This is a genomic window from Fundicoccus sp. Sow4_H7, assembly GCF_052115865.1.
In the GTDB taxonomy this organism is placed as follows: Bacteria; Bacillota; Bacilli; order Lactobacillales; family Aerococcaceae; genus Fundicoccus_A.
The window spans coordinates 380,529-406,030 of sequence record NZ_JBQKME010000001.1 but is presented as its reverse complement, the minus strand read 5'-3'; the positions used below and the strand labels follow the sequence as shown (position 1 = coordinate 406,030).

Annotated in this window: 23 protein-coding genes and 1 tRNA gene; 1 reads left to right on the top strand and 23 read right to left on the bottom strand. The window is 38.0% G+C overall.

The window, feature by feature from the left end:
* Window positions 1-15: 15 nt before the first annotated feature.
* The 5 genes from ACTQ54_RS01645 to ACTQ54_RS01625 form a co-directional block, all read right to left on the bottom strand.
* Complete coding sequence (locus ACTQ54_RS01645; protein WP_441754085.1) at window positions 16-540, bottom strand: hypothetical protein; 525 nt, start codon at window positions 538-540, stop codon at window positions 16-18.
* A 156-nt stretch (window positions 541-696) separates the two neighbouring features.
* On the bottom strand, window positions 697-4,086 hold the full coding sequence (locus ACTQ54_RS01640; RefSeq protein WP_441754084.1) for a GH36-type glycosyl hydrolase domain-containing protein: 3,390 nt from the start codon (window positions 4,084-4,086) through the stop codon (window positions 697-699).
* 52 nt (window positions 4,087-4,138) lie between these two features.
* Window positions 4,139-4,960 carry a carbohydrate ABC transporter permease gene (locus ACTQ54_RS01635; RefSeq protein WP_441754083.1) on the bottom strand — a complete coding sequence of 274 codons (822 nt, stop codon included), beginning with the start codon at window positions 4,958-4,960 and terminating at the stop codon, window positions 4,139-4,141.
* A gap of 16 nt (window positions 4,961-4,976) precedes the next feature.
* The gene (locus ACTQ54_RS01630; protein WP_441754082.1) at window positions 4,977-5,861 is read right to left on the bottom strand and encodes a carbohydrate ABC transporter permease; all 885 of its coding nucleotides are present in this window, start codon (window positions 5,859-5,861) and stop codon (window positions 4,977-4,979) included.
* Between the two features lie 72 nt (window positions 5,862-5,933).
* Window positions 5,934-7,169, bottom strand: a complete 1,236-nt coding sequence (locus ACTQ54_RS01625) for a sugar ABC transporter substrate-binding protein (RefSeq protein ID WP_441754081.1) — start codon at window positions 7,167-7,169, stop codon at window positions 5,934-5,936.
* A 254-nt stretch (window positions 7,170-7,423) separates the two neighbouring features.
* Here ACTQ54_RS01625 and ACTQ54_RS01620 point away from each other — a divergent pair.
* A tRNA-Lys gene (locus ACTQ54_RS01620) sits at window positions 7,424-7,496 on the top strand.
* A gap of 327 nt (window positions 7,497-7,823) precedes the next feature.
* Here the strand turns inward: ACTQ54_RS01620 and ACTQ54_RS01615 are convergent.
* The 18 genes from ACTQ54_RS01615 to ACTQ54_RS01530 all read right to left on the bottom strand — a co-directional run bounded on the left by ACTQ54_RS01615 (window position 7,824) and on the right by ACTQ54_RS01530 (window position 25,480).
* The gene (locus ACTQ54_RS01615) at window positions 7,824-8,801 is read right to left on the bottom strand and encodes an aldo/keto reductase (protein ID WP_441754080.1); all 978 of its coding nucleotides are present in this window, start codon (window positions 8,799-8,801) and stop codon (window positions 7,824-7,826) included.
* Window positions 8,802-8,946: 145 nt separating this feature from the next.
* Entirely contained in the window at window positions 8,947-10,020 is a 1,074-nt protein-coding gene (locus tag ACTQ54_RS01610; RefSeq protein WP_441754079.1) for a glycoside hydrolase family 172 protein, read from the bottom strand.
* Window positions 10,021-10,041: 21 nt separating this feature from the next.
* Complete coding sequence (locus ACTQ54_RS01605) at window positions 10,042-10,932, bottom strand: serine hydrolase domain-containing protein (protein ID WP_441754078.1); 891 nt, start codon at window positions 10,930-10,932, stop codon at window positions 10,042-10,044.
* A gap of 169 nt (window positions 10,933-11,101) precedes the next feature.
* A complete protein-coding gene (locus ACTQ54_RS01600; protein WP_441754077.1) occupies window positions 11,102-11,314 on the bottom strand; it encodes a heavy-metal-associated domain-containing protein in 213 nt (70 codons plus the stop codon).
* Between the two features lie 9 nt (window positions 11,315-11,323).
* Window positions 11,324-11,557 (bottom strand): heavy-metal-associated domain-containing protein, encoded by a 234-nt coding sequence (locus ACTQ54_RS01595; protein ID WP_441754076.1) that lies wholly within the window; start codon window positions 11,555-11,557, stop codon window positions 11,324-11,326.
* A gap of 95 nt (window positions 11,558-11,652) precedes the next feature.
* Entirely contained in the window at window positions 11,653-13,551 is a 1,899-nt protein-coding gene (locus tag ACTQ54_RS01590; RefSeq protein ID WP_441754075.1) for a heavy metal translocating P-type ATPase, read from the bottom strand.
* Window positions 13,552-13,576: 25 nt separating this feature from the next.
* Complete coding sequence (locus ACTQ54_RS01585) at window positions 13,577-13,876, bottom strand: iron-sulfur cluster repair di-iron protein, ric (RefSeq protein ID WP_441754074.1); 300 nt, start codon at window positions 13,874-13,876, stop codon at window positions 13,577-13,579.
* 156 nt (window positions 13,877-14,032) lie between these two features.
* A complete protein-coding gene (locus ACTQ54_RS01580) occupies window positions 14,033-14,494 on the bottom strand; it encodes a Dps family protein (RefSeq protein WP_441754413.1) in 462 nt (153 codons plus the stop codon).
* 89 nt (window positions 14,495-14,583) lie between these two features.
* Window positions 14,584-15,279, bottom strand: a complete 696-nt coding sequence (locus ACTQ54_RS01575) for a Crp/Fnr family transcriptional regulator (RefSeq protein ID WP_441754073.1) — start codon at window positions 15,277-15,279, stop codon at window positions 14,584-14,586.
* A 110-nt stretch (window positions 15,280-15,389) separates the two neighbouring features.
* The gene (locus tag ACTQ54_RS01570) at window positions 15,390-15,521 is read right to left on the bottom strand and encodes a hypothetical protein (protein WP_441754072.1); all 132 of its coding nucleotides are present in this window, start codon (window positions 15,519-15,521) and stop codon (window positions 15,390-15,392) included.
* A gap of 125 nt (window positions 15,522-15,646) precedes the next feature.
* Window positions 15,647-16,243, bottom strand: coding sequence for a hypothetical protein (locus ACTQ54_RS01565; protein WP_441754071.1), 597 nt, complete (start codon window positions 16,241-16,243; stop codon window positions 15,647-15,649).
* 72 nt (window positions 16,244-16,315) lie between these two features.
* Window positions 16,316-16,633 (bottom strand): hypothetical protein, encoded by a 318-nt coding sequence (locus ACTQ54_RS01560; protein ID WP_441754070.1) that lies wholly within the window; start codon window positions 16,631-16,633, stop codon window positions 16,316-16,318.
* Between the two features lie 287 nt (window positions 16,634-16,920).
* A complete protein-coding gene (locus ACTQ54_RS01555; RefSeq protein WP_441754069.1) occupies window positions 16,921-18,144 on the bottom strand; it encodes a family 20 glycosylhydrolase in 1,224 nt (407 codons plus the stop codon).
* A gap of 6 nt (window positions 18,145-18,150) precedes the next feature.
* On the bottom strand, window positions 18,151-19,257 hold the full coding sequence (locus ACTQ54_RS01550; protein ID WP_441754068.1) for a DUF871 domain-containing protein: 1,107 nt from the start codon (window positions 19,255-19,257) through the stop codon (window positions 18,151-18,153).
* Between the two features lie 75 nt (window positions 19,258-19,332).
* Window positions 19,333-20,202: an ROK family protein gene (locus ACTQ54_RS01545; protein ID WP_441754067.1), complete on the bottom strand. Its 870-nt coding sequence runs from the start codon at window positions 20,200-20,202 to the stop codon at window positions 19,333-19,335.
* Window positions 20,199-21,110, bottom strand: a complete 912-nt coding sequence (locus ACTQ54_RS01540; protein WP_441754066.1) for an ROK family protein — start codon at window positions 21,108-21,110, stop codon at window positions 20,199-20,201. The genes ACTQ54_RS01545 and ACTQ54_RS01540 overlap by 4 nt, the downstream gene beginning before the upstream one ends.
* 29 nt (window positions 21,111-21,139) lie before the next feature.
* The gene (locus ACTQ54_RS01535; protein WP_441754065.1) at window positions 21,140-22,519 is read right to left on the bottom strand and encodes a glycoside hydrolase family 1 protein; all 1,380 of its coding nucleotides are present in this window, start codon (window positions 22,517-22,519) and stop codon (window positions 21,140-21,142) included.
* 198 nt (window positions 22,520-22,717) lie between these two features.
* A complete protein-coding gene (locus tag ACTQ54_RS01530; RefSeq protein ID WP_441754064.1) occupies window positions 22,718-25,480 on the bottom strand; it encodes an alpha-mannosidase in 2,763 nt (920 codons plus the stop codon).
* Window positions 25,481-25,502: the final 22 nt, after the last annotated feature.

Sequence of the window (25,502 nt, the reverse complement as noted above, 5' to 3'; positions counted from 1 at the left end):
AATATCTTTCGATCTTTATTTTAGAAGTTTCAGTTTTTGTAGCTCTCTTTCACGGTCTACTTTAAATAAACGTGGCATAATTTGTAGAAAGAATACGACACCAAACACATAGGTTAAACCATAACCAATAGTTGCCAACTGACCTGCTCCGATATCTTGTGCGGCTGCTAGTGCCGGAGAGCTTGTCATACTCGCCGCTATGATTCCTAAAGTTAAATCTAAGGGCAAGTCAAACAAGATGACATTAAAGGCGGTCAATATACCAACTGAAATAATGACCAAGGCAGACATGGTAACAAATGCAATCCCATTGTTTTTAAAGTAATGTAAAAAAGTATGACCAGCCGATAAGTCAACAGCGAATAAAAATATGACGAAGCCAAAGTTTCCGATAAATTCTGATACTACGACACCAAAATGTCCAAAAACTAAGGTCACTAATAAAACGGCTGAGTTGCCAAATTTGATTCCCAAAAAATTAATGCTTCCAATCAAATATCCAATGACAATAATCAGAAATAAATATGCAATTTCGTTCATGTAAAACCTTCTTTTTTTAAAAAAACAATTAACTAATCCTTTTTATAATATCAAATAATAAAATTTTATTGACTCCAACTCCTTAACACACTATCAGCAACAATAAAAAAATCAGCACAAACACCATAAAATGTTTGTACTGATTTATTAAGAGAGTTATTTATTAGAATATTGTGGGTAATAAATATCAATCTGATTGTTGTCGCTAGACAAGGCAGTCGCCAACACTTCTTGCGTTAAGTACAGGCCGCCTGAACGATATGGATTTTCTAGCTTCTCAGTTGTTGGCACCTCACCATTCACTTTAACTTCCAAGTCGCCTTCAGTCGCATGGAATGTAAAGTTAACTGGTTTATCAGCAAAAGCAAAGCGCATGCTTAAGCCATCAAATTCAGTTGCTAAAACCGGATCAATCACTAAACCATTGTTTAAGGTACGAATACCTAAAACATTACTGATTAATTGATTCAAGTAAATTCCTGGTCCACTTGAATAAATTCTCCAACCACCCATTACCGCAACTTCACCTGTTTGTAATTTCTTGAAGTTTTCTTGGGCTTGGTAGCGATCATTAAATTGACCATCAGAACTACTAAAGTAAGCATTACTTTGACGGGTTAAGGCATTTGGCACTTTATCTTGGATTAAAATCGGGTTAATCGTTTCTAAACCGTCAAACGTTAAGGCATTTTTACCAATTTTTGCCATGGCTTCAACAAAACGAATGTGTGCATGGACATATTGTAGACCTACTTCACGGCCAAATGTTGAGGCTTGTTCAGCACGTTTATAATTAGTACTTACCCCACCTTTATACGTCGCAGGTTGATTCATTAAGTGAGCCCCATCTGGGAATAACAAGTGTTCCTTAATGATTTCATAATGCGATTCCACTTGTTCTTTACTAAATAACTCACTGGTCATCCCTTGAATCATTGGTAATAAGCGATAATCGATATCTGATTGCTCATCGCTTGGGTGAATCATATAGGTAAATTCACCGGATTCAGTTTGGTAAACAAAACCTGGTACAACGTCATCAGATAAGATATATTTATTCACATCACCACGAATCGCTTCAGCTAAGCCATAAATTTGCTCGGCTGTTTTTTCATTATGCGACTTAATGCCATCCGCAAACATAACCAAAGCTTGATAAGTTAGTTGTACTGTCCAAGAACTTGCCATGTGTGATCTCAAACGCTCATTATACGGCTGTAACGTATCGTCCCAATCGCCATCGCCATAAGAAGATAAGAAAGTACCTTCTAAGAAATGGTTGGTAATGTACAAGAGTTGTTTTTGAATATGTAGCAATAAGCTTTCTTTTTCTTCCGTATAAGCTTTGGTTGCATGTGACATATAAGGCAATTCAATATCTAAAATGCTAATATCATCTGTTGCTTTAATATATTCCGCAACAACTTTCAACGGCCATACAATTATATCACCATGACTTTCGCCCGCTTGAATATTTGAATATTGATCAAACATAAACCATTGTGGCCAATTACCATCTTCCACAAATTGATGTGAGTAGATTTTCGTAATAATATCTTTGACCACATCGAAATGCTGCATCGTTAGGAAAAACTCCACAGGTCCTTGTGACACATCACGCGTTCCCCAAGCAGCTCCACCATACTGTTCCAAACCATGCGGCACCAAATAATGCACCAACATGTTGTGCGTGTACCAATATAATAAGCTGTTGTATTTATTAGTTAGGGTTTGATTTTCAGAACCAAAATCAAATTGCAATTGTTGCGTCAAACGACCAAAATACTCATTGAAAGCGGCATGTGCTTCATCAAAAGTCGCGAGCTCATTTTTGTAAGCCTGCCCATCAATCGTGCCTTGAATTGTTAATTCAAAGTCCGCTGTTTTTTCAACCTTTAAAATAAATAACTCTGCTTCTTGCCCAGCTTCTGCTAAACCTTCAAGCAGTTCCGTCTCGTCAGTGACGCTAAATGCCCCACCATTGGTTTCAACATTAAGATAAAATCTCAAGTCCGGCATTACATGATAAATAATCGATGGTTCAACCGCCTTGAATTCAATAAGATTATCTTTGACATCATAAGCATAGCCTGAACGGTTTTCAGCTTCATTCATAATCACTTGTTGCATAATTAGATATAGATATTCTTTGTTCGCTTCACTTTTTACAACAAGTTTTATGGTATTACTATCCGCTAATGTATAAGTTAAAACTTCTAAAACATCATCTTCAAGTTGGTAAATCCATTTTACATAATGATTGCCAATTTCAAATACAGATGGCATCGCTAATAGTTTCCATTGGTCATTGATTTTAACGTAAATTCTTTGACCAGATGTCATTAGGATATTTAATGGGTTACGTGTATTGGTAATCCATTTATTCATTGAAGTATTTCCAATTACCACTTGCGAATTAAATACCCCATCCATCCAAGCAGTCGTCGAGATAATAGGATTATCTACCGTCACTTCCGTTTTAGAGAATAGAATATGCCCATGTTGACGTTGCATCAAGCTTTCTTTAGCTTGTAAAACGACATGAGCGTGTTCATCTGTAAAGAATGAAAGAAGTTGATTATCTTCATCTTTTTCGACTAATTCTTGACTTGGGTATCTTTTATTCAATTCTTCAGCTGATAAAGGCTCGCCTACTAGCAAACCACCATGATTGTCTTTAAGTGAAATAGCAGGAGCTTCGTCAAATTTGTCTACTCGTTCAACTGCTTCATAGTCCATTTCAATGTCCTCTAAGAATTCAAGGGCTGTGATTGCCTCTTCATGATCAGCTTCATAATAATTATAGAAAACAACTTCTTGGCTTTCATTAGCGGTTAATTCAATTGGCTCAAGCAGTAAACCAGTATAAGCAAATTCATACTGTAATACTTCGTTCGCTAATTCGGTTTGTTCTAAAGCTACCGGTTCATCCGTTAACTTATAATCATTTCCGAAAAATTGAAAACCATCTGTTGAGTAGGATACAACTTTATTAAAACTACCTTGTTGCAAATAAGGGAAAGTATGCTCATGTTGTGGTTGCGTTTGACGTGATAAAATCGCAAAACCGTTTGGCCCTTCCATGGCATTATGATCAATATATTGTGATACATAAGCTTCATTCGATTGGATGGCACCTTTAGCAGATAAACCGATATCTTGGCCATATAAGAAATCAACGGTTACATCTTTATCACTTGCAATTTCAATGGTCCAATACCAAGCATTTAATTTTTGACTTAATTGGAAGTAAAGTGAATAGTGAATGCCCTCAACTTCACCTTGCCATCTCACTTGATTTTCAGCAACTGAAAATTGACTTTGTGAAGCAAGTCCCATTAATGGATGCGCAGTTTTTACTTTGCCATCTTCTAACACACGCATGTAAATTTGATTCAACGAACCATCTAAGTTGGTTGTTTCAACTTGGTTCACCATAATTGGTTCACTTGTAATATGAAACAGTTCACCTGTTGGTTTGAATTGGACTTCGATCGATTGATTTGACAACGTGACTTTTTGGTTATTGTGATATTTATTTTCCATAATAGCCCTCACTTTTTAGTTATTGATTTTGAAACAGTACGATTGACTTGGATTATTTTCCACCACTAATATCAAATCCAGATAAAATATATTTTTGGAATACGATAAATAGGAATAAAATTGGAATAATCATAAAGGTGGCCCCTGCCATTTGTAAGGCATAATTGGTACCATGTTGACCTTGTAATAATTGTAAACCAACTGATAAGGTATAAAAACGTTGATCATTAGCAATAATTAATGGCCATAAGAATGAATTCCAACCACCGATGAAGGTTAGTAAAGCTTGAACGGCTAAGATTGGACGTGATAAAGGTAAGCCTACTCTAAAGAAGACAAACCACTCACTGGCACCATCTAAACGAGCCGCTTCAAATAATTCCTCAGAGATATTTTCAAAGAATTGACGGAATAAGAAAATATTAAAGGCTGAACTTAATCCTGGTAAAACAATCCCTAAGTAACTATTCGTCAGTCCCATTTTAGTTAACATTAAATAAACTGGAATCATGGTCACTTGACTTGGGATCATCATGGTGGCTAAGACAGCTAAGAATAAAACATTTTTTCCTTTAAAATCATAACGAGCAAAACCAAATCCTGCCATCGAGTTAATCAGTAAACCTGTAAAACTCAAAAGTGTTACAATTACAGTGTTTTTTAAATAAACATCGAAGTTTAATCTATCAAATAGTTCCTTAAAGTTATTAAGTGTAGGTTCCAAAGGAACAATCGATATCCCTTGTGACGTAATTTCAGCATTAGTTTTAAATGAAGCAGAAATCATCCAAATAAAAGGAAAGAATGTTAAAAAGCCCCATAGTGCTAAAACAATACCGAGTACGATTTTTGTATTTCGACTAACATGTAACATTGACAAACCTTCCTTTCTACTGCTCTTTTGAGCGATTTTGGATACGCATTTGAACAATGGTTGCCCCAATTATTACTACAAAAAGTAACAAAGAACCTGCTGCAGCATAACCAAATCGGTTCAATTGGAAACCATTACGGTAAATAAATAATGACACACTCATCGTTGAGTTTAATGGTCCACCCTCGGTCATAATAAATGGTTCTTCAAAGAATTGTAGCCAGCCAATAATCGTTGTCACTAACACAAAAAATGTTGAGAATTTTAATTGTGGGATCGTGATATGGCGGATTTGTTGCCATTTATTGGCTCCATCAAGGTCAGCTGCTTCATAAATAGTGTCTGGAATATTTTGTAGGGCGGCAGAAAAAATTAACATATTAATCCCAATTCCCTTCCAAACGGCTAAAACAATCAGCGATAATTTAGAAATATTTGGATCCGTTAACCAACCAATTGGTCCAACTCCAACATAACCTAACAATTGATTTAATAGCCCAATACTTTGGTTCGGATTAAAAATAAAGTTCCAAACAATCGCAACCGCCACAATATTCGTAATTGATGGTGAATAAAATACTAAACGCATCAATGAAAAATAACGATTATTCCCCATATTAATAAATATCGCTAATGCCATCGACAACATTAAAACAAGCGGCACCCCAATAATGGCATAATAAAGTGTATTTTTAATGGATGTTAAAAAGACAGGGTCGTTAATAATATTCGTATAATTTTCTGAGCCAATAAAATTTATCCGTGAATAATCAGCTAAACCGGCTAAGTTCATATCTGTAAAACTGATCACAAGTGAAATGACTATCGGCACTAACGAAAACATAATTAATAAAATAAATGCAGGTGCGATAAATAAATACGGTGCATATTTATGTTTCATTACTTTCCTCCTCATATAAAAACAAATGGCAACCGAACAGCAGTCCAGTTGCCAATGTTATCGCCAACTTAATTATTGAATAAGACTTTCAATTTCTCCATTCAATTGATCAAGTGTAGCTTGTATATCTGCACCACCTACCATAATTTGTTCATAGGCTGATAAGTAAGCTTGAGCTACCGCATCCCATTGAGTAATTAATGGCATATGTTCTGAGTTTTCAAGTTGTTCACCAAAAGCAGAGATATGTTCTTCTTGTAAAACATTTTCTTCCCAAACCACTTCACGTGCTGGTAAAGAACTAGATGTTTCGTAGAAAGTTAACAAGCTTTCTGGTGTTAACATGTAGTCAATTAATTGAATTGCTGCATCAACATTGTCAGAACCATTCCAAACGGCTAAGTTAGCTCCACCTGTGTTAGAAATGTTGTTAACTGGTCCTTCTGGTAATGTTCTAACTGCCCAATTACCTTCAATATCTGGAGCATTTTCATTAATGATGCTAATCATCCAAGGTCCACTGATGAACATTGGTACAATTCCGTCTCCACCAAATGTTTGAGCTACATCTAGACCTAAGTCCATATTGGCAGCCGCCCCTGCTTTAACAAAACTATGTAAATATTCGATTGCTTCAACGAATTCTGGTTGGTTAACGTAGGCTTTACCATCTTCAATTAATGGTGAACCATTTTGACGGGCAAACATGAAACCGTAGCTTTGCTCTGGTAATTCAACACTGAATCCATACATATTGTCGCCACGTTCAGATAATTTAACCGCTGCATCATATAATTCTTCCCAGTTAGCAGGACCTTCTGGATATCCAACTGATTCTAATAAATCAGTACGGTAGTATAAAGCACGTGTTTCAGTATACCAAGGCACACCATAGTAACGATCTTCAAAAACAGTGGTATTGACATTTCCTTCAAAGAAGTTTTCAGGCGCTAAGGTTTCAGAGTTTGTCACATAATCCGTAATATCCATTAATGCTCCTGCATCAACGAACTCTGCCATAAATGTCGATCCCATTTGAATCACATCTGGACCTTCACCAGAAGCAACCGCTGTAAGTAAACGGTCATGGACGGCAGACCAAGGAATACTTTGAACATTTGTCGCAATACCAGTTTCTGCTGTAAAGCCATCAAAAATAGCTTGAGTATTTTCGTTACCGTCCCCCATAATCCAAACGCTTAATTCTTCTTGAGCTTGAACTTGTGTAGCGCTAGCAACTGTATTAAAGCTTAGCATCCCTAATGCACCTACTAAGGTTGCTTTAACCATTTTTTTCATGAACTTCATAAAGACTCTCCTTTAAATTTGTTTATTCGAAACGTTTCACTAAAATATATTATAAGCGTTTCCAGAATAGAATGCAATACTTTTGCTAGAAAAATATTCTTTATTTTTTTATAAGAGAGGGTTAAGGAGGTGGTTTTTGGGGAGGGATGGGATTCATTCATTTTTTCTCCATTAATATAAAAGTGTGTTGTGATTTTCCAAAAAAAATCTTGTTTTTTTATTTTGACAGGAGTAAAATATATTTATTGCATTACGGGGGTATAGCTCAGTTGGCAGAGCAACTGACTCTTAATCAGTGGGTCTAGGGTTCGATCCCCTATGCCCCTATAAAATAATTTTAAAAGCTTCCTTTAATGGAGGCTTTTTTCTTTTCAAATAAATATCACTTTCAAGCGAGGTGACAGCGGCGCTCGGATGAAACACCCATTTCATCCGAGGGAACCAACCGCGCTCGGATGAAACGACTATTTCAAACGAGCGAACCAACCGCGCTCGGAAGAAACACCCATTTCATCCGAGGGAATCAACTGCGCTCGGATGAAACACCCATTTCATCCGAGCGCACCTCCTCACCCAACAAATCCTCCACCGCTCCACTCATAAACAAACTAAAAAGCCACATATGTCTCCATACATGGCTCCTATCAAGCAATCTTATTTCCCAACGCGATCAGTTTGCTCACTATTATAGCGATCGCCCATAATTTCAAGTTGATCGACAGTGGTATTTATTTCAGTCATTTCATCTTTAGAAAATTCAATATTCACTGCCCTAACATTTTCGTCCACACGGTGTAATTTGGTTGTTCCAGGAATCGGAACAATATAATTTCTTTGTGCCATGACCCATGCCAATGCAATTTGCGCAATGGTTGCTCCTTTTTCCTTGGCAATAGATTCCAATAGGTCGAGCACCACTTGATTGGCTTCAAAGGCTTCTTCCGTGAATCGAGGCAATTCTGCACGATTATCATTTTCACTACTAATATCGGCTCGAGACAATTTACCTGTTAAAAATCCACGACCTAATGGACTGTAGGCGACTAATCCAATTTGCAATTCCTCCAAAGTTGGAAAAATTTCTTTCTCCAATTCACGCCACCAAATGGAATACTCACTTTGAACTGCTGTCAAAGGCAATACCGCATGTGCGCGACGGATCGTATCTGCACTGGCTTCCGACAAGCCCCAATGCAATAATTTACCTTCTTTTTTAAACTGACTCATTGTTTCCGCCACTTCTTCAATCGGCGTATTTGGATCCACCCGATGAATATAATACAGATCAATGTAGTCCGTTTTTAACCGCCGTAACGAACCTTCAATCGCATTCCGTAAAGTACCACGGCGACTATCGGGATAATAGTCCTGCCCATTTATCTTAAAACCACCTTTAGTCGCCAATTGAATCTCATGACGAAACGGCTTAATGGCTTCCGCAACAATTTCTTCATTCGTATACGGTCCATATACTTCAGCCGTATCAAAATGTGTTACACCCAAATCAAATGCATGCTGCACCACTTTGATCATTTCATTGCGGTCTTTGGCTAGCCCTCTGTGATGGTTCAACCCCATACAGCCAAACCCCATCTCCGACACCTTTAAACTCCCTAACTGACGTTTTTTCATCTACACCAACCTTTCATAAATAGTTTACCAAAACCAATCCAAATCCCCAAAATAAATATCTCTGCTTTCACCTGATAACTCCCGCCTTATACGCCACTAAAAAATCGACACCTATTACAAAATAAGTGTCGACGATATTTATTTTCTAAATTACTTCTAAATGATCCTTAGATAAATCTAAATCAAATTTTTGATGTGGTTCTTGTTGGTACCAGAAAACAGTAGAAGCGATGTCGTCTTGAAGTGGCAAGTAACGGCCTTCTGAACGCCAGCCCAATGCTTGAATGGTCACTTTTAAATCCTCTTCAAAACGAATTGGATCGAGTACGTGCCAACGATACATGCCAAACCGTTGTTGGCTACGGTATAAACCATCTGGTTTAATGACCTGTGGCATCCCCAGAAACGGTGTAGAGTAGGTCCCGTATTCACCATGTGGATGTTCAAAGTTCCAAGCACCCCCAAAGTAATCTTCCGTTCCAGTTCCTACAATAGTCGCGAACTCATCATCACCATCCATGTAGAACTTAATTTCACCTTCGCCCCACCAGCCAGTATTATTGACACCCCAAGCAATATAAGTACCAACATATTGGCCTTTACCTTTAATGCCATCCACTAAAACATGTTCAGTTTTATATGGAAGTGGATTGCTACGGCGCCATTGGGCATGGAAGTAACCTGTGTTTTCAGGGATTTCCATTAAACTATAATCAATCTGGTAATATAAAGGAAACTCCTCTGTCGCTAAACTTTCCACTGTGATTTTGGCAGATTTCTTAAACGGCATTTCCCAATAAGAATTCATCCCGCCTGCAGGATTCACGGCAATCGGTAACGAATTAACATTAACGCGCTCCGTCCAACCATTCGCAAAGAAATCACCAATTGGCACTTCAACCGACGGATGCTCTTCGCCATCCCAATACATTCTTAAAATCGCACTGCGCCAAAATGGTGGGAAGCAAGTTAACCAAATATGTTGAATGGCGCCAGGTCCTTCGATTTCAGCCAAAGTAACCGTTGAATTAGGTTGCACCATAATCGAAGGGGATACTTTCCAGCCAACCCCTAAGTCGCGAGCTGGACCTTGCCCAGTTCCTTCGGTTGCCATACCGCCCTTACCTTTTTCACCCGTAAAATTCTCAGGACTAATGGAACGTGTTTTTGCATCTGTAATTAACGACAAGTTGCTCATCATATTTCCCATAAATTGCATGTCTAAAACTCCTTATTCTGATTAAAATTTTGATACTATGGTTTCAAAAACTAAATGAAGTAAAAACCCAATATCTGCTTCTTCTGAAGCAATTACAACACTCTTTTCAAACTCAGGAAAAACCATTATTAACTGTCCAAAAGCCCCGTCAGCCCGATAATAATTTTTACGGCTATCTCCCCATAAGCCAATCCCATAAAAATCCGTATAAGAATTCGTAACAACATGAGTATTTTGCGGCTTGGCCATTTGGGTTAACCAGTCTGGATTTACAATTGTCTGACCATCAATCACTCCTTTATTAATAAATAATTTTGCCAGTTGTATAAGTGTTGCGGGCTTTGTTACAATGCCTCCTGCAACAAAATCAAAACCAAGTGGGTCTTTTTCCCATTCAATATCTTCAATTCCTAATGGTTGATATAACCGTTCTTTTAAAAATTCATTAATTGACAAAGCTGTTCTTTGTTGAATAGCACGAACTAATAAATAAAAACCAGCATTGGTATAAGTAAAATGATGGCCTGCTTCTAAATCAAATGGCTGGTTAAACACATATTGTGCCCAATCCTTTTCCTTAAGAGACGGTCGCACATCCATCATTAATTGCCCATTAGATTGCCCCATGGACATAGACGCCAAGTGCGGCACCTTCACGCGGGCCAAAATATCTTGATTTTCATCTGTCACTAATTCTGGAAACAAGTCAACTAAACTTTCATCGTAAAGAATAATCTTTTCTTCTAAGGCAAAACCCAGACATAAACCAGCGAAGGTTTTCCCAATCGAATGAAAAGCTTGTTTTCCTTGTGTCCACTCATATTGCTCAACAACTTTTTCCGCATCAACAAGATAAATTGAATTGACGCGATTACTTGATTGCTCAACAGCTTTAACAAATTCCGTTAACATATTCGTCTCCTTTTGCCTAACAGCAGAGATATTTATTATGGATTAAGTACTTATTTATAAGTGTAAACGATTACACATAAATTTTCAATCAATATCTTCCTTTTTCTAAATAAATATCCCCATAAAAAAACACGCCAATCCACTTACTTCTTGGATTGACGCGTTTTATTTAAATTTTAACTGCTTCATAACCTATTTCATTTATTTTATGCAGTATTTCTTTTTCGGTGATCCCTGCTTCATTATAAATAATTCGGGCTTTACTTGAATTAAATAATATTTTTATCTTCGCGATTCCCGTTAAGGCTGAGATGGTATCGATAATTTTTTGCATACATGACGGACAAGTTAGCTTTTCAAATTGTAAAGTAACTTGTGTCATTCTCCAAACTTAAGCTGCTTTCACACGTGACTTTAAAACGTCATAACCTAAGTCACGGATGGCTTTTTCGATCTCGTCGATTGAAATTTCGTCACCATTAAAGTCAACTTTAACACGGCTGGCATTGAACAACACTTTCAAACTATCTTTATTGATCCCTTTAAGTGAACTGACAGCACCTTCGATTTTTTGTAGACATGATGGACAAGTTAAAGTTTCTAATTGGATATTAGCTGTTTGCATATTTCATTCTCCTTTAAATGTATTTTTATTGATTACAACTATAGTATACTCCCTAAGTGAATTGTAAGAATTGACCTAGGTCAAGTTTGAGATATTTATTTTGCGGTGGTTGGTTCTTTGATTGTCACTTGTTTAGTGCTGCCTTTTTCTTTCAAGCGATATCTTAACAAACGCATACCATTTAAAATAACGACTAAGATACTTCCTTCATGGACTAACATTCCGATGGACATATTCATCCAGTCACTGTAGAAGACACTTGCTAATAAGACGAGCACAACACCAATAGCGATAATAATGTTTTGTAACATATTTCTAAAGATCGCTTTGGTTAAGCCAATGGCATGTGGCAAGCGACTCATATCTGAATTCATCAAAACAACATCAGATGTTTCGATTGCAACGTCGGTTCCTGCTCCCATCGCAATCCCAATATCTGCCAGAGCTAAGGATGGGCTGTCGTTAACCCCATCACCAACAAAGGCGACAATTTGACCTTGTTCTTGTAATTTCTTCAAGTAAGCCGACTTATCTTCTGGCAACAGGTTTCCATGCGCTTCGGTCAAACCTAATTCTTTTGCAACTAAATCAACAGTACCTTGATTATCACCAGATAAAACCACTAAGTTTTTAACGCCTAAGTCACGCATTGCTTGTAAATCCTGCTTGACACCAGGACGAATTTGATCGCGAATTCCCATTAAGGATTTCAACTCACCATCAACGGCTGTTAACACTAATGAGTTTCCACGTCTTTCAAAGGCTTCAACATCACGACGTGCTTCGGTACTTAAAACCACATTTTCCTTTTCCATCAAGGCAACATTACCTACCGCCACACGATGACCGTCAACTTGGGCAACAATCCCGCCACCTTTGACAACATCTGTTTCTTCAACATCATAAATTTGGATGTCGCCTAATTCGGATAAGACGGCTTTTGCTAAAGGATGGTCGGACTCTTTTTCGACGCTGGCTAAGTAACTTAAAGACTGCTTTGCATCACCATATGTTTTAGATTCTGCCACTTCAGGGTTCCCGACAGTTAATGTTCCAGTTTTATCAAATAAAATCGTATCAACATGACTGAAATCTCGGATTACTTCCGATCCTTTTAATAAAACTCCATGGCGTGCGCCATTTCCAATTCCTGCTACGTTTGAAACCGGCACACCAATAACCAAGGCACCAGGACAACCCAGCACTAAAATAGTAATGGCTAATTCAATGTCTTTCGTGATGAACCAGACGACAAGCGATAAAATCAAGACTGCTGGTGTATACCATTTTGAAAACTGATCAATAAATCGCTCTGCTTCTGATTTGGAGTCTTGTGCTTCTTCAACTAATTCGATAATTTTACCAAAAGTTGTATCTTCCCCAACCCGGTTCGCACGGATTTGAACGGTCCCATTTTCTAAAATTGTTCCCGCAAAAACATCTGAATCGACTTCTTTACGAACCGGATCGGCTTCTCCGGTTATACTGGCTTCATTGACATGACCTTCACCAACGATAACCGTCCCATCAACCGGAACTTTACCACCGGTTCGAACTTGTAAAATATCGCCTTCATCGACATCCCAAATATCTACTTCTTCAAATTCACCATTTTCCATTTGCTTAAAGGCTACTTCAGGAGCCATCTCTGTTAACTCTTTAATAGCTGAACGAGTTGAATTTAAGGTACGAGCTTCTAACCAAGCACCAAATAAAAACAAGAAGGTAACAATCGCCGATTCTTCATAATTTTGGATGAAAAATGCTCCAATTACAGCGATGGTAACTAACACATCGATACTAACAACTTTTACCTTTAAGGCACTGATGGCTTGAAGCGCAATCGGCGCAACTCCAATAATTGAAGCAATAATAAATGCCACATTAAACACCATTTCATTACTAAAACCAAAATGTGCAATAAAACCAATCGCAATGAGTATCCCACTAAGTAATGTAATAAGATTTTTATGACTCAAAATAAATTTTTGCATTTTATCCTCCTATAATCTTTTCTATTTAAGCTTGGTAAGCTGCGTCTACTTCTTCTAGCATATGATAAACAGCCTCGTAACTTTCACATGTATCCGCTGGTACCGTATAGCCATCTGTAATCGCACGTAATTGACTAAACTCATCATCCAACTCTGGCATATCATTTCCAGCTGCCATGGATTTTTCATGAATTGACTCCCATAATTTTTTCACCTTGAAAAATTCAGGATGATTCTTCCCGTGTACACGTGCGACGATTGGCGTAAATTGTGCTAATCTCTCAAAGTTTTTCTCTTTTGCTTGTTCGAATGTTAATGTTGTCATTTCATTTACCTCTTTCTTTGATTTTGTAATTTCATTATAGCCCGCCAACCTTGACTTGAAATTGACCTACGTCAACTTTTGTCAATAAACATAAAAAAGCCCTAGAAAATAGTGTTTTGACTATCTTCTAGGGCTTTATCGTTGTTATTTATTTAATTAAGCATCCGCTGGTTTGCCTAAATATCCTTTAAGCATCCAAATATGTTTATCTAGACCTGTTTTAATTTCAATAAGCATATCATTTGAAGGATAATCTTCATGCTCGTCTGTCAATTTGATTCCTTCTTGAAGAGATGCCACAATGGTTTCTAGGTCTTTTACAACCGCTTCAACCATTTCATCTTGAGAAAGATTTTTATCTTCCACTCTTTCATCAATGACTGAATGCTCAAGAAACTCTTTTAGCGTTGCGTAGGGTTGACCACCAATAGCTAATAAACGTTCTGCCACAACGTCCATATTTTCAGTTGTTTCGTCATACAATTCTTCAAATTTTTCATGTAGCGTGAAGAAATGTGACCCTTTTATAAACCAATGAAATTGGTGTAAACGGGTATATAAAACACCTTGCGTTGCTACTACTGTGTTCAAAAAGTCTTTTACTTCTGTACTTGCCATCAATAAATTCCTCCTTGTTTGATTATATCTATACTTTAACAGTTATTTATAACCATTACAAATAATATGTTCTAAGGAGACAGAATTATTTATTCAGTGGCGAAGAGCAATTCTTCAATACTCGGAATCCGAATAGTATTTTTTGGCAGTTGCTCGATCAAGCCACTAGTTTCTAAATCTTTAAACCGACGGCTCAACGTTTCCGGGGTGGTTCCTAAATATGAAGCCAAATCTCGACGTGTCATAGGCAAAGTAACCGTTGCATCATCCTCCGAATCAGCCCCAGCAAGATTTTCTAAATAATAAATAATCCGATTCGTCACAGGTTCCGTTGCTACTGAAGCCGTCTGTCTTTCAGATTGCTGCAAACGATCCGACATTGAAGACAATATTTCCATCGAAATTTCTGGATATTCTTTTAACAGTTCCAACAAGTCATTACGATTAATCGCACAAATTGCCGAATTCCTTGTCGCCTCGGCATAGTGCTCATGATAAGCATCGGTCGAAAATATAGTCCATTCACCCGTGAAATCCCCTGGATTCAACACCCGAATCAGCTGCTCTTTCCCCGATTCAGACAAATGAAAAATCCGAACCTGTCCCTTGTGCACAATATAAACAGAATCATCTGCGTCAGTCGCCTGATACAAATACTCCCCGCGTTTTAATCCTTTATGGTGCGCCTTTTCCGCCACTTTCATCATCGAAGCTTCATCTAAATGATTAAAAATCGGAACCAAACGGACACAATTTGCATGTGTATGGATTTGATTAGCTTCCATTAAACCACCCCTTTAAATAAATATCACTGCTTATTACATTCATTAATAAGTATAACATATGATTGTAAAAAAATAGACGACCTAAAATTAGACCGACTATTTGACTTGGATTAGAACAACATTTTAGTTGAACCGTATGTTTTACCTTGCGCTCTCATAGCTAATACATTTAAGAAATGCCATGGACGACTAAAGCCAGGTTGGAAGAAGAAATCAGCTTGGGCTAAATCGGTTACAGTCATTTGAGCTGTAATAGCTAAAGATAAAATATTAGCAGCATAAGTAATATCTTCAGTAGATAAGAATTGCGCTCCTAAAATGACTTCGGATTCAGCATCATATCGTTCAAAAATCGCATTCAGTAAGGTTAAAGCATAGGCCTTTTTCCCAAGCTGGATAATCTCTCCAAACTTATATTAAATTGAGATAACTGTGTGACTAAATTCGTTAAAGTTGACGTTACTAAATTGACAAGACCAACATAAACAACGAATTCTGATACATCAATTTCAGCTGTTTGAATCAAGTTAACACTTCTTAGATAAGCCATAGCTGATAAAAGAATTAACGCGAGTGTGATAAATACATTTTCGAGACGCTGTTGATTTTTTAAACTTTTATTGACTTGAAAAAACTGCGTCGTTAGTTGCGACTTTATATCTTCAAACCATTCGGTCATTTGATATAGACGCACATCTTTTGCAATTCGATTGTCTCCAATAATATTTGATAAGTAATATGATTGTCGAATATTTTTTACCTTTCCGGCATAACTGGCATCAGCAATCCGATTGTTTCGCTTTTTCAATAAGATTAAACCTATAATCACCATTATTACAATAAGGATAAAAGCCGGTTCTAATTGCACTAAAGTTCCAACATAAAGGAAAACGGATAGAAAAGCTGTTCCTATCGCAATCCATTCATCAAACACACGCCCTAATGAAGTTTGACGATGATCCAATAAATTCAAGGCTTCACGATAACGTTTGCTACCATCTTTATCTGTGATGAGCGGAAAGTCAAGCTGTAATTGCTAGGTCGTTATATTAGGTATGAGTTGCATACGAAAAGTTTCTGAAAAATAATCAAAACGATTCTCAATAAATTTTTCTAAAGTCGATAATACTATAATGCCAGCCAGCCATAATAATAACTCTCTCAAATAATTATCAATTGAAAGTCCAAGACCAAGCCATTGAATCACTTGCGACATTAATAATAGTTGGGCAAATGGGACTACCGTGGAAAGTGTTATTTTGACTAACATCCATAAAATAATTGTCGGCTTAAATTGATGCACGATTTGCCACAATAATTTAAAGTTCTCCCATTTAGTTTTATATTTTTGCATCCGTAAAATGCCTCCTTCTAACTAACTTATAATATGATTATACGGACTTTTAAGCCACATCAACTGAATTTTCGCCCAATTGTTGATATTTTTCTTCGAATGGTTGGATGGATTGTAAGTCTTTGTATTCATATACTCTTTGCATTGTATTTTACTGATGCGTAATAAGCTGTTTTACGTCAGTACCACCCTCTCCCCTCACCCCCTACAATCCCACTCAAGTTTCCCCAAACCAAAAAGCTTCAACCAAGCAAATATCAGCTCGGTTGAAGCTTATCAATTTACTACTATTGCTTTTCTACGTCCCATTCTTTCAACATCTTAGCTTTCAACGGCTCTTGAATCATTTCCAAGACTTGTTGACCTGTCAAGGCTTCAGGTTTGTCTGCCCAAAGTGAGAAATAGCTCCCTATAATGTTGTCACTGTCAGCTATTTGACCACCAGAAAAGACATTCACATCCCACTCTGCCGAAATTTTCTCGCCTGTAGGATAGGTATAACCGGCATTCTCTCCTAAAACAAAATAGAAGAAGTTATCATTGAAGTTAATAACCTTATAGCCTTTATCTAAGAAATCTTCAATCGGAGCCATATCTTTATGCCATTTAGTCCAATAGGTAATTTCCAACTCAGGATCCACTTCGATTTTAGCTTCTTGGTCCAAGCGTAACAAGCCATCGTTCCAAGCTCGTGGAATATAGCCAGCTTCTTTAACATATTGGGCCATTTGATTAACATAATCAATATAAGCATCGACAGCGGTGTGACCTTCGCCCCACTTTTCTACGGCATATTCAGTTAATTTTGGATATTCATGGATTTTTTCAAAACTCACAAACTCATCCGCCCCAATATGGAAGTAAGGCGCTTGACTAAACAAGTCAAAATATTCTGCATACAAATCTTTAATGGCTGAAACCGCAGCAGGATTAGTAATATCAATCGCACCTAAGTCCAAATGCGAATACAACTCTCCGTCTGTCAACTTCCAGTCTGGATATTGCGTTAAAAATTGACGCAAATGTCCAGGACCATCAATTTCCGGATAAACAACAATGCCACGTTCAGCTGCATAGGCAATAATTTCTCGAACTTCCGCTTTCGTTAAATATTCATCCGACACAATTTCCGGAAAACGTTCCGATTCAACACGAAAACCTTCATTTTCAGAAAAATGCATTTGCATAAAGTTCATATTATTCGCATGCATAATATCCAACAAAGTAAATATCTCTGCTTGTGAATAAAATTTTCTTCCGCAATCAATCGATAACCCGCGTTCACTTTGTTTAGCTTTCACTCTGTAACTACCGTCAGCTAGGTCTTCATCTAAAGCATAAAGCCAGTTCATGGCATAGAAAATTTCCGATTCAGTTGCAGCAGAAATTTTTACAGTATTCGCTGCTTTCTCAATTAAAAAAGCATCAACATCTTCAGTTAAATCTTCAGCACTTACATTCAACTCAATATCCCAGGGATATTTATTTAGGGGGTGGTTTTCAAAAGTCATTCGTTCTTACTCTCCTTCATTAGCATCGATCACTTGGAAAGCGGACCAAGGATGCATGGCGTCTAGCAAAATCAAATCGTCGGGAACAATGTGGCCTACAACGTTTACGCGTTCATCAGCTGGCATCTCCTTCAGCGCAATTTGCATTTCACCTTTATAGCGTAAGTAATTGCTGTTGTTGATGATAACATCGCCTGCTTGAATCGTTTGGTTGGTATGAGCAGGAATGTCAGCTTCTTTGTATAATTCACGCATCCATGACGAGCGGATCATATACTCTGAGTGGTCACCACGGTATGAATGGAGATTATTTAAAATAATATCGCGTTCAATTTTCGTTGCTTCTGCGTTAAATGTCATTCGTAAAGTCGTATGAGCTGCATTGAATGCTTCGGCTGCTTGGCGAAGTTCTTCGTCAGATGCATAGGCATTGGCAATGACAATATCATCAATTTCTTCAACGAGCTTCAGGTGTTTGACTTGGCTAACCAAATCCATCGTGCGATGCATTTCAAGCGTACATAAACCATCTGGCATCGGCCAAGGGCCAAACGTTGCTGCTTGAGCATTCACAAATGCCATTGTCCGCAAATGATATTGTTTGAAAATGGCATTACATTTATTGAAATGCTCTAAACTTAAACCACTGAAACGGTGAGGGTAAAAATTATGTGACCCAATCAGCTGATCTTTATTAGGTGAGTATGACATAATCGCATCTAGATGGCGTGTGCCCTGACTCATATTCAGTTCGATACTTAAACCTAGTTGGTTACGCGTCATCCGCGCTTCATCCGTTGCGGAAGTTTCATTATCCAAACGAATAATGTCTGCTCCCATTTCAGTAAAGGTTTCTAATTTAGAACTGTCAACGCCCATTTCTTTTAAGACATGCGGATTCACGTCTATGCCGACTTCATAACCTAATTCTTTGGCATATTTCAACGTATTTAAAAATTGCTGAAATCCTTTACCTTCAGTATCACTTGCATCCAACTGCAATAAACTTAAAAACAGTCGCTCATAGCCATAAACTTTGGCGCGCTCTAGATAGGCTTTATCTTCTTCAAAAGTTGATTGCTCCGGATACAAAGAGATTCCTAGTTTTCCCATTTTTAACCATCCTTTTTAATAAATAAAAGCTTGCTTTAGTTAATCCAAAGCAAGCTTGAGTTTTCAAATATTATATTATTGCTGATAATTAATCACAGCCCCAATTAAATTAGCCCGATTGTCAAAATAACAACGTTCAATGTCAAATTCTAAATCAATCAGTTTTTGTTTAACCAACATTTGCTGAACACGCACTGAAATTTCTTCTGCAAAATTCTCACGTGCCGAGACGCCGCCACCTAATAAAACTAAATCGGGATCAACCGTCACTAAGGTATTGAAAATCCCCTTAGCGATGTAATCATAAAATAAATGCACGCTTCGCCGTGCTGCATAATCATTTTGATCGTACATTTCGAAAATATCACGGCCAGTCACAGGGGTATTTATTTCATAGATGGTTTTAAATTCATCAATCATGCGGGCAGTTGAACCGATGTCACTGAGCATAATTTCATGGTCCATCAAAATACAACCTAATTCGCCGGCGTATAAATTGCGGCCCTTGTGCAATTTTCCGTTAATCATTAAAGCTCCACCAATGCCGGTTCCAATGACCATCAAAGCAACATTCTCATGGCCTTTGGCGTTACCAAAACGGTGCTCGGCTAATAAGGCACACTTAGCATCATTTTCAATCGAAACGGGCAGTTTGAAATAGTCTTCCAAGGCTTCCGTTACAGACATACCATGAATATATGGCACCGAGGTGTAACCACCAATCCAACCAGTTTTGGTATTTACCACTCCTGGAAAACTGCATGCAAGCCCCTCGATTATGGTGTCAGCTTTGTTTTGCATTTTCTCCATAATTTCAGCAATGATTTGCAAAAAGGCAGTCCAACTTTTAGGGGTCAAAACCTCATCATTAAATTGCAGCTGTTCCTCATGCCACAGACCATATTTTACATAGGTTCCACCCACATCCAAAGCCAGCAAACTCATATAATATACCCTCTTTGACTCAAATCAATCAGCCGCGTTTGACGAATAAAGCTAGATGCTGCCCCAATCAAATTGGCATGATTATAATATTTACACGCCATCACTTCACATTGCAAGCGCGGTACCCCATGAAGTGTCAACAAGCGTTTAACCCCTTTTTGAACCCCTTCAATAAATACATCATTTTTTGACACAGCTCCACCAATTAAAATGCGTTCGGGATTCAACATCACAATTAAATTATAAATACCTTGTGACATATAGTTATGAAAGCGGTCAACGCTACGGATAGCATTGTCATCTCCTTGACTGGCTAATTCATAAATTCGTTCGCCATTGGCATCAGCTTCTGCACTGTCCAAGTCTTGGTAAAATTCGACTAAGCGGCCAGTACTGCCTTTTTCACTAAAGGTGTTATTTTCATTGACTAACATTAAGCCAAATTCACCCGCTGCAAAATTCATGCCGTGGACAATTTCGTTATTCACAACAATGGTCCCGCCAACACCTGTTCCCACAACAACGACTACTATATTGTTGACATCTTTGGCATGGCCACGGTCTAATTCTGCAATGCTAGCACAATTGGCATCATTTTCTAATGTCACTCTAACGCCTAAAAGGTCTTCAAATTGATCACGAATCGGAAAATCATGTAGATAGGGAACGGCACTGATACCTTCAATGATACCTTCTTGAGTGTCGACCATTCCTGGAACTGAAAAACCATAGCCCAGAATTTCCTCCGTTGATTTCGCCCGTAATTGTAGGTCAATCTCTTTTAAGGCACTGTATAAGTCCTCTAAAGATGTTGGAGTTGGGATTTTGTGAATTTCTAATAATGCTTCATTTTCCCAAAGTCCATATTTTAAGTTTGTCCCACCAATGTCCACTACGCCTATTCCCATCGTTCTACTCCTCTTCTAGATAACTCTCATTAAATATCTAATTCATTTTTCTCAATGATCTCGCGTAACCAAAAACTACTTAATTTTGGTGTACGTTCAAGATTATTTTCTAAATCAACACGGTAATATCCATAACGATTTCTATACGCATTTAACCATGACCAGCAATCAACAAATGTCCATAAATGGTAACCAAAGCAATTTGATCCTTCATTGATAGATTTTAGTAACCAAGTTAAATGGTCCCGAATAAACTCGATACGGTAAGTATCTTGTACAATACCACTCTCATCAATAAATCGTTCTTCATCAGCAACACCCATACCATTTTCTGAAATAAACCATGGGACATTGCCATAATCATTTTTAATTCGCATCGCAATATCGTAAATACCACGTTCATAAATTTCCCAACCGCGATATTTATTCATCTTTTTCTCAGGCCAATCATAACCGGCGTATAGAGAAGATGGACGTTCGAGGGTTGATGGAATTTCTTCACGCGCTTTCACACGCAATGGCTGGTAGTAGTTAACGCCTAAAAAGTCAATCGCTTGTGTTAATAACTCATCGTGTTCCGCATAGAGTGTTGGCAATAAATCGTGTTCTTTTAAGATATCTACCAATTCTTGCGGGAACTGATTTAAGGCAATTGGATCAAGTAGGCTACGTGTATGGAATAAGTCCGCCCATTTTTGTGCTTCTAAGTCGGCCGCTTCTTCACTACGGGCATAGACTGGAGATAAGTTTAAAATTGTTCCAATTTTTCCTTCAACGCCACTTTGTCTAAATGAACGAACCGCTGCAAAGTGCGCCATGAGTGTGTGGTAACCGACCTGGATCGCTCGTTTGAAATCATTGACTCTAGGCCAGTGCGCATCGCCTAAATAACCACATTCAATATGCACCATTGGTTCATTAAATGTCGCCCAATTCTTTACGATATCGCCAAATTGCTCAAAGGCCACTTTTGCATAATAAGCAAAATGCTCAATAATATCCGCATTTTCCCAGCCACCTAATTCCATCATCCACCAAGGCATATCGAAGTGGAATAAATTGATGACAGGTTCAATCCCTGTATCAAGCATTGTTTGAAAATAGTCGCGATAATAGGCAACAGCTTTTTCATTTAACGTTTTCCCATCAGGAAGTAGACGTGCCCAAGAAATCGATGTCCGATAGGAATTTAAATTCATGTCTTTCATCAATTGAATATCGTCACGGTAACGATGATAAACGTCGGATGTTAAATCAGGACCTACTTGATTGAAAAAAGCTTCCGGTTCACGTTCATGCCATACATCCCAAGTTGTTGGGCTTTTGCCATCGACATTACTAGCCCCTTCAGTTTGCGGAGCAGAAGCTGCTGCTCCCCACCAAAAGTTATCTGGAAATTTATTTGTCAATTTAAACTCTCCTTTATGTAATTTCTGACTATCAGGATTGTTGAATTTGTTTTGTTCGGGTCGTTTTGCGAAACGAATGTATTTTTGTGTGCTCGTTGATCTTTCGAGTTAAACATTCTCAACTCGTCTTCGCTAAATCCACAGATATTTATTTAAAAACACGCTATCCCTAAATATTTAGCGATAGCATGTCATATATTAATGATTTAATCTGAAAGTGCGGATTTGGTTTTCGTTGATTTGCGTACCATAATCGGATGTTTTTGGTTTTTCAACCAGGTTCAACTCTTCTTTAACGATGTCTTCAGCAAACCATTGGCTTAAATCAAGCGTTTCATGACCTGCATTCCAAACGCGAATGACAGTATCATTCGAATAGTAGTGACGTTTAACGGCAGTCAACACAAGTTCTGTTGGCCATTCTGCCAGTCCGAGTTTTCCAGCCAAGCTCAAGCTCAGATCAACCGTATCACTTAATTTTTGTTGAACCGATTGACGGTTTGCATAGGCGCGTAATGCCACAAAGTGAGTCACTCCATTTCTAAAGCTTCCAGCACGTTCGTCTAGGCCAGTCCATGGCTGTACATATAACTTGGCGGTGTAGTCACCTAAACATTGGGCTTCTGGTGTTGGGAAGTAACCCCAGTCACCCATTTCGCCGGTTCCACGTAGGAAAGTAACCGCAACTTCGGTTTCGCCAAAGTGACGTTCTTGTTCAATGGAAACTTCGTATTCATGCAGGCCATCGGTCGAAATTGTTAAACCGAATTCTGCATCTTTATCCTTATTACTGATTGCCACACTATGACGCAGTACTTGTGGGTTTGATGGGTTTTCCCAGAAATCACTTACGGTGTTTTTGCGCTCTAGCCATTCATAAGAACTGTCCACAAAATTGTGTGAACTTTCTTCTGGTAAAGAAGCTAAGATTCTGAAGCGGTGATCTTTAACTTCGTTAGTGCCGTTTAATTCAACATCTAGACCTTCTAAGTAATCGGTCAAGGTTAATGTCATTTCAACTGTTTGTGTCTTCAAGTCATTTGAACGTTGTGCCGTTCTATGAGCAATATCCACCACGCTTTGTTGTTCGTAAGTTAAGGTGTCGTCAGCAGAAACTGGCAATTCAAATTCATAGGTTAAAATCATTTTCTCTGTTGAAGCTTGTTTTTCAATATGGAATTTATTCAATTTATTTATTGAATAAATACGGTACAAGTCTTGGCTTTCACGGAAAATATACTCATTTCCGATGTCTCCTGTTTCTTCAATAATTAATTGATTTTCGTATAAGCGATTGTGTTTTTTATCGAAAATATCAACGGTACCTTGCTGATTTAATGTCACTTTTAGACGTTCATTTTCAATCTCATTCTCTTCATACTCAGTCTCAACAACTGCCTCAACATCAGAAGTTTCTGCATTTTTATCTTCAGCTAAATAAAAACTTTGACCGCTTAATGGTGCCATGTCAACCATGGTAACAGTGATATTTGCATAACGAGCCATAAATGGTACACGGAAAGCATCTTTTGGTAAATCGTAGTCGAATGAAACACCTGCATCTTCAATAAGAGCCTCAACCGGATTACCAGCCCCATCCACTAATTTCAAGTTCCCAAAAGGTTTTTCTGCCATTTTTTGATAAGCAGCCTGTGGGTAATTGTCACGGAAGTAGGCACGGTCTAATTCAGCTTTAACAGTCACTGTATCACTTTTAACGGTCGATAAAGTATTCCAAACTTGAACTTGAGTCACAGCATTTTCAGGCAACTCAGCTGTATCCAAGCGACGAGTAACTAAAAAGTCTGCGATTTCTTTTTCAATGGCTTTACACATATTTTCAATCACTTCAAATCGAGCCATCATCGCACGGTGAACCTCGTCCACACTACATCCACAAATACTATCGTGCGGGTAGTTTTGCAATAATAATTTCCATGCTTGATTAATAAAATCATGCGGATATTCAAAGCCAAATTCGCCTGCCATAATTGCTAAAGGCTCTAAAACTTGTTCTAAATAATTGGCTAAATACATGCTGTATTGTTTCAAGTAAATACGTGAAGAAGCCGTATTAGCTAAGGTATACCAGCCATCAGTGTCTTGAGAACGTAATTCACCTTCAACAGTTGATAATGACTCTTCTAAGTCTTTTGGTAAAGACTCAAAGTATTCTGCAAAATTCGAATGAACAAATTCATAGTCTGGGAATAATTCATTGGCCACACGGAGCGCTTCTGTTAAATCTTTTTGCACTGGTTGGTGGTCAACCCCGTTCATCATCAATAATTGATCAGTCGCTGCATAACGCTCCACATCACTTAATTTTTTTGTCCAATAGGCTTGTGCTTCATCACGGTCCACAGGAATTTCATTACCGTTTGAATACCAATTCGCAAAAAGCACACCTAAAATTTCAGATTTATCTGCTCCACGCCAAGTCATTTCTGAATAAGAGGATTCAAAAGCCGCATTGTCGCCTGTTTGGTTGTTAAATCCAGTAGGTTTCACCCCTCGTCCATAAGCCGCATAGGTCAATTCAGAGTCTAAAACCAGCTGCGGGGTTTGCCCTAAAACACCAAATGTATCCGGATAATAACCAATTGGCTCAACCTCTGCACCCCAGCGATCTGTTTCATAACGTCCAATCAAGCCATTACGCACATTGGCTTCCCCGCTAATCAGGAAAGCATCTTGTAAAATATAGTAAGGCCCAATACGCAATTGGCCGTTTTGAATATATTTTCGCAATAAGTCTTCTTTTTCAGGACGAATTTCTAAATAATCATCTAAAATAATCGTTTGACCATCTAAGTGAAAATATTTAAAGTCCGGATCTGTTTCGAACAATTCCAAAACATCATCCATCAATTGCACCAAATGAATGCGGTGCTCTTCTAATGAGATATACCATTCTCTATCCCAATGACTATGTGAAATTACGTGTACTTTCTTCTTCATTGTTAACTCCTAACTATTGATA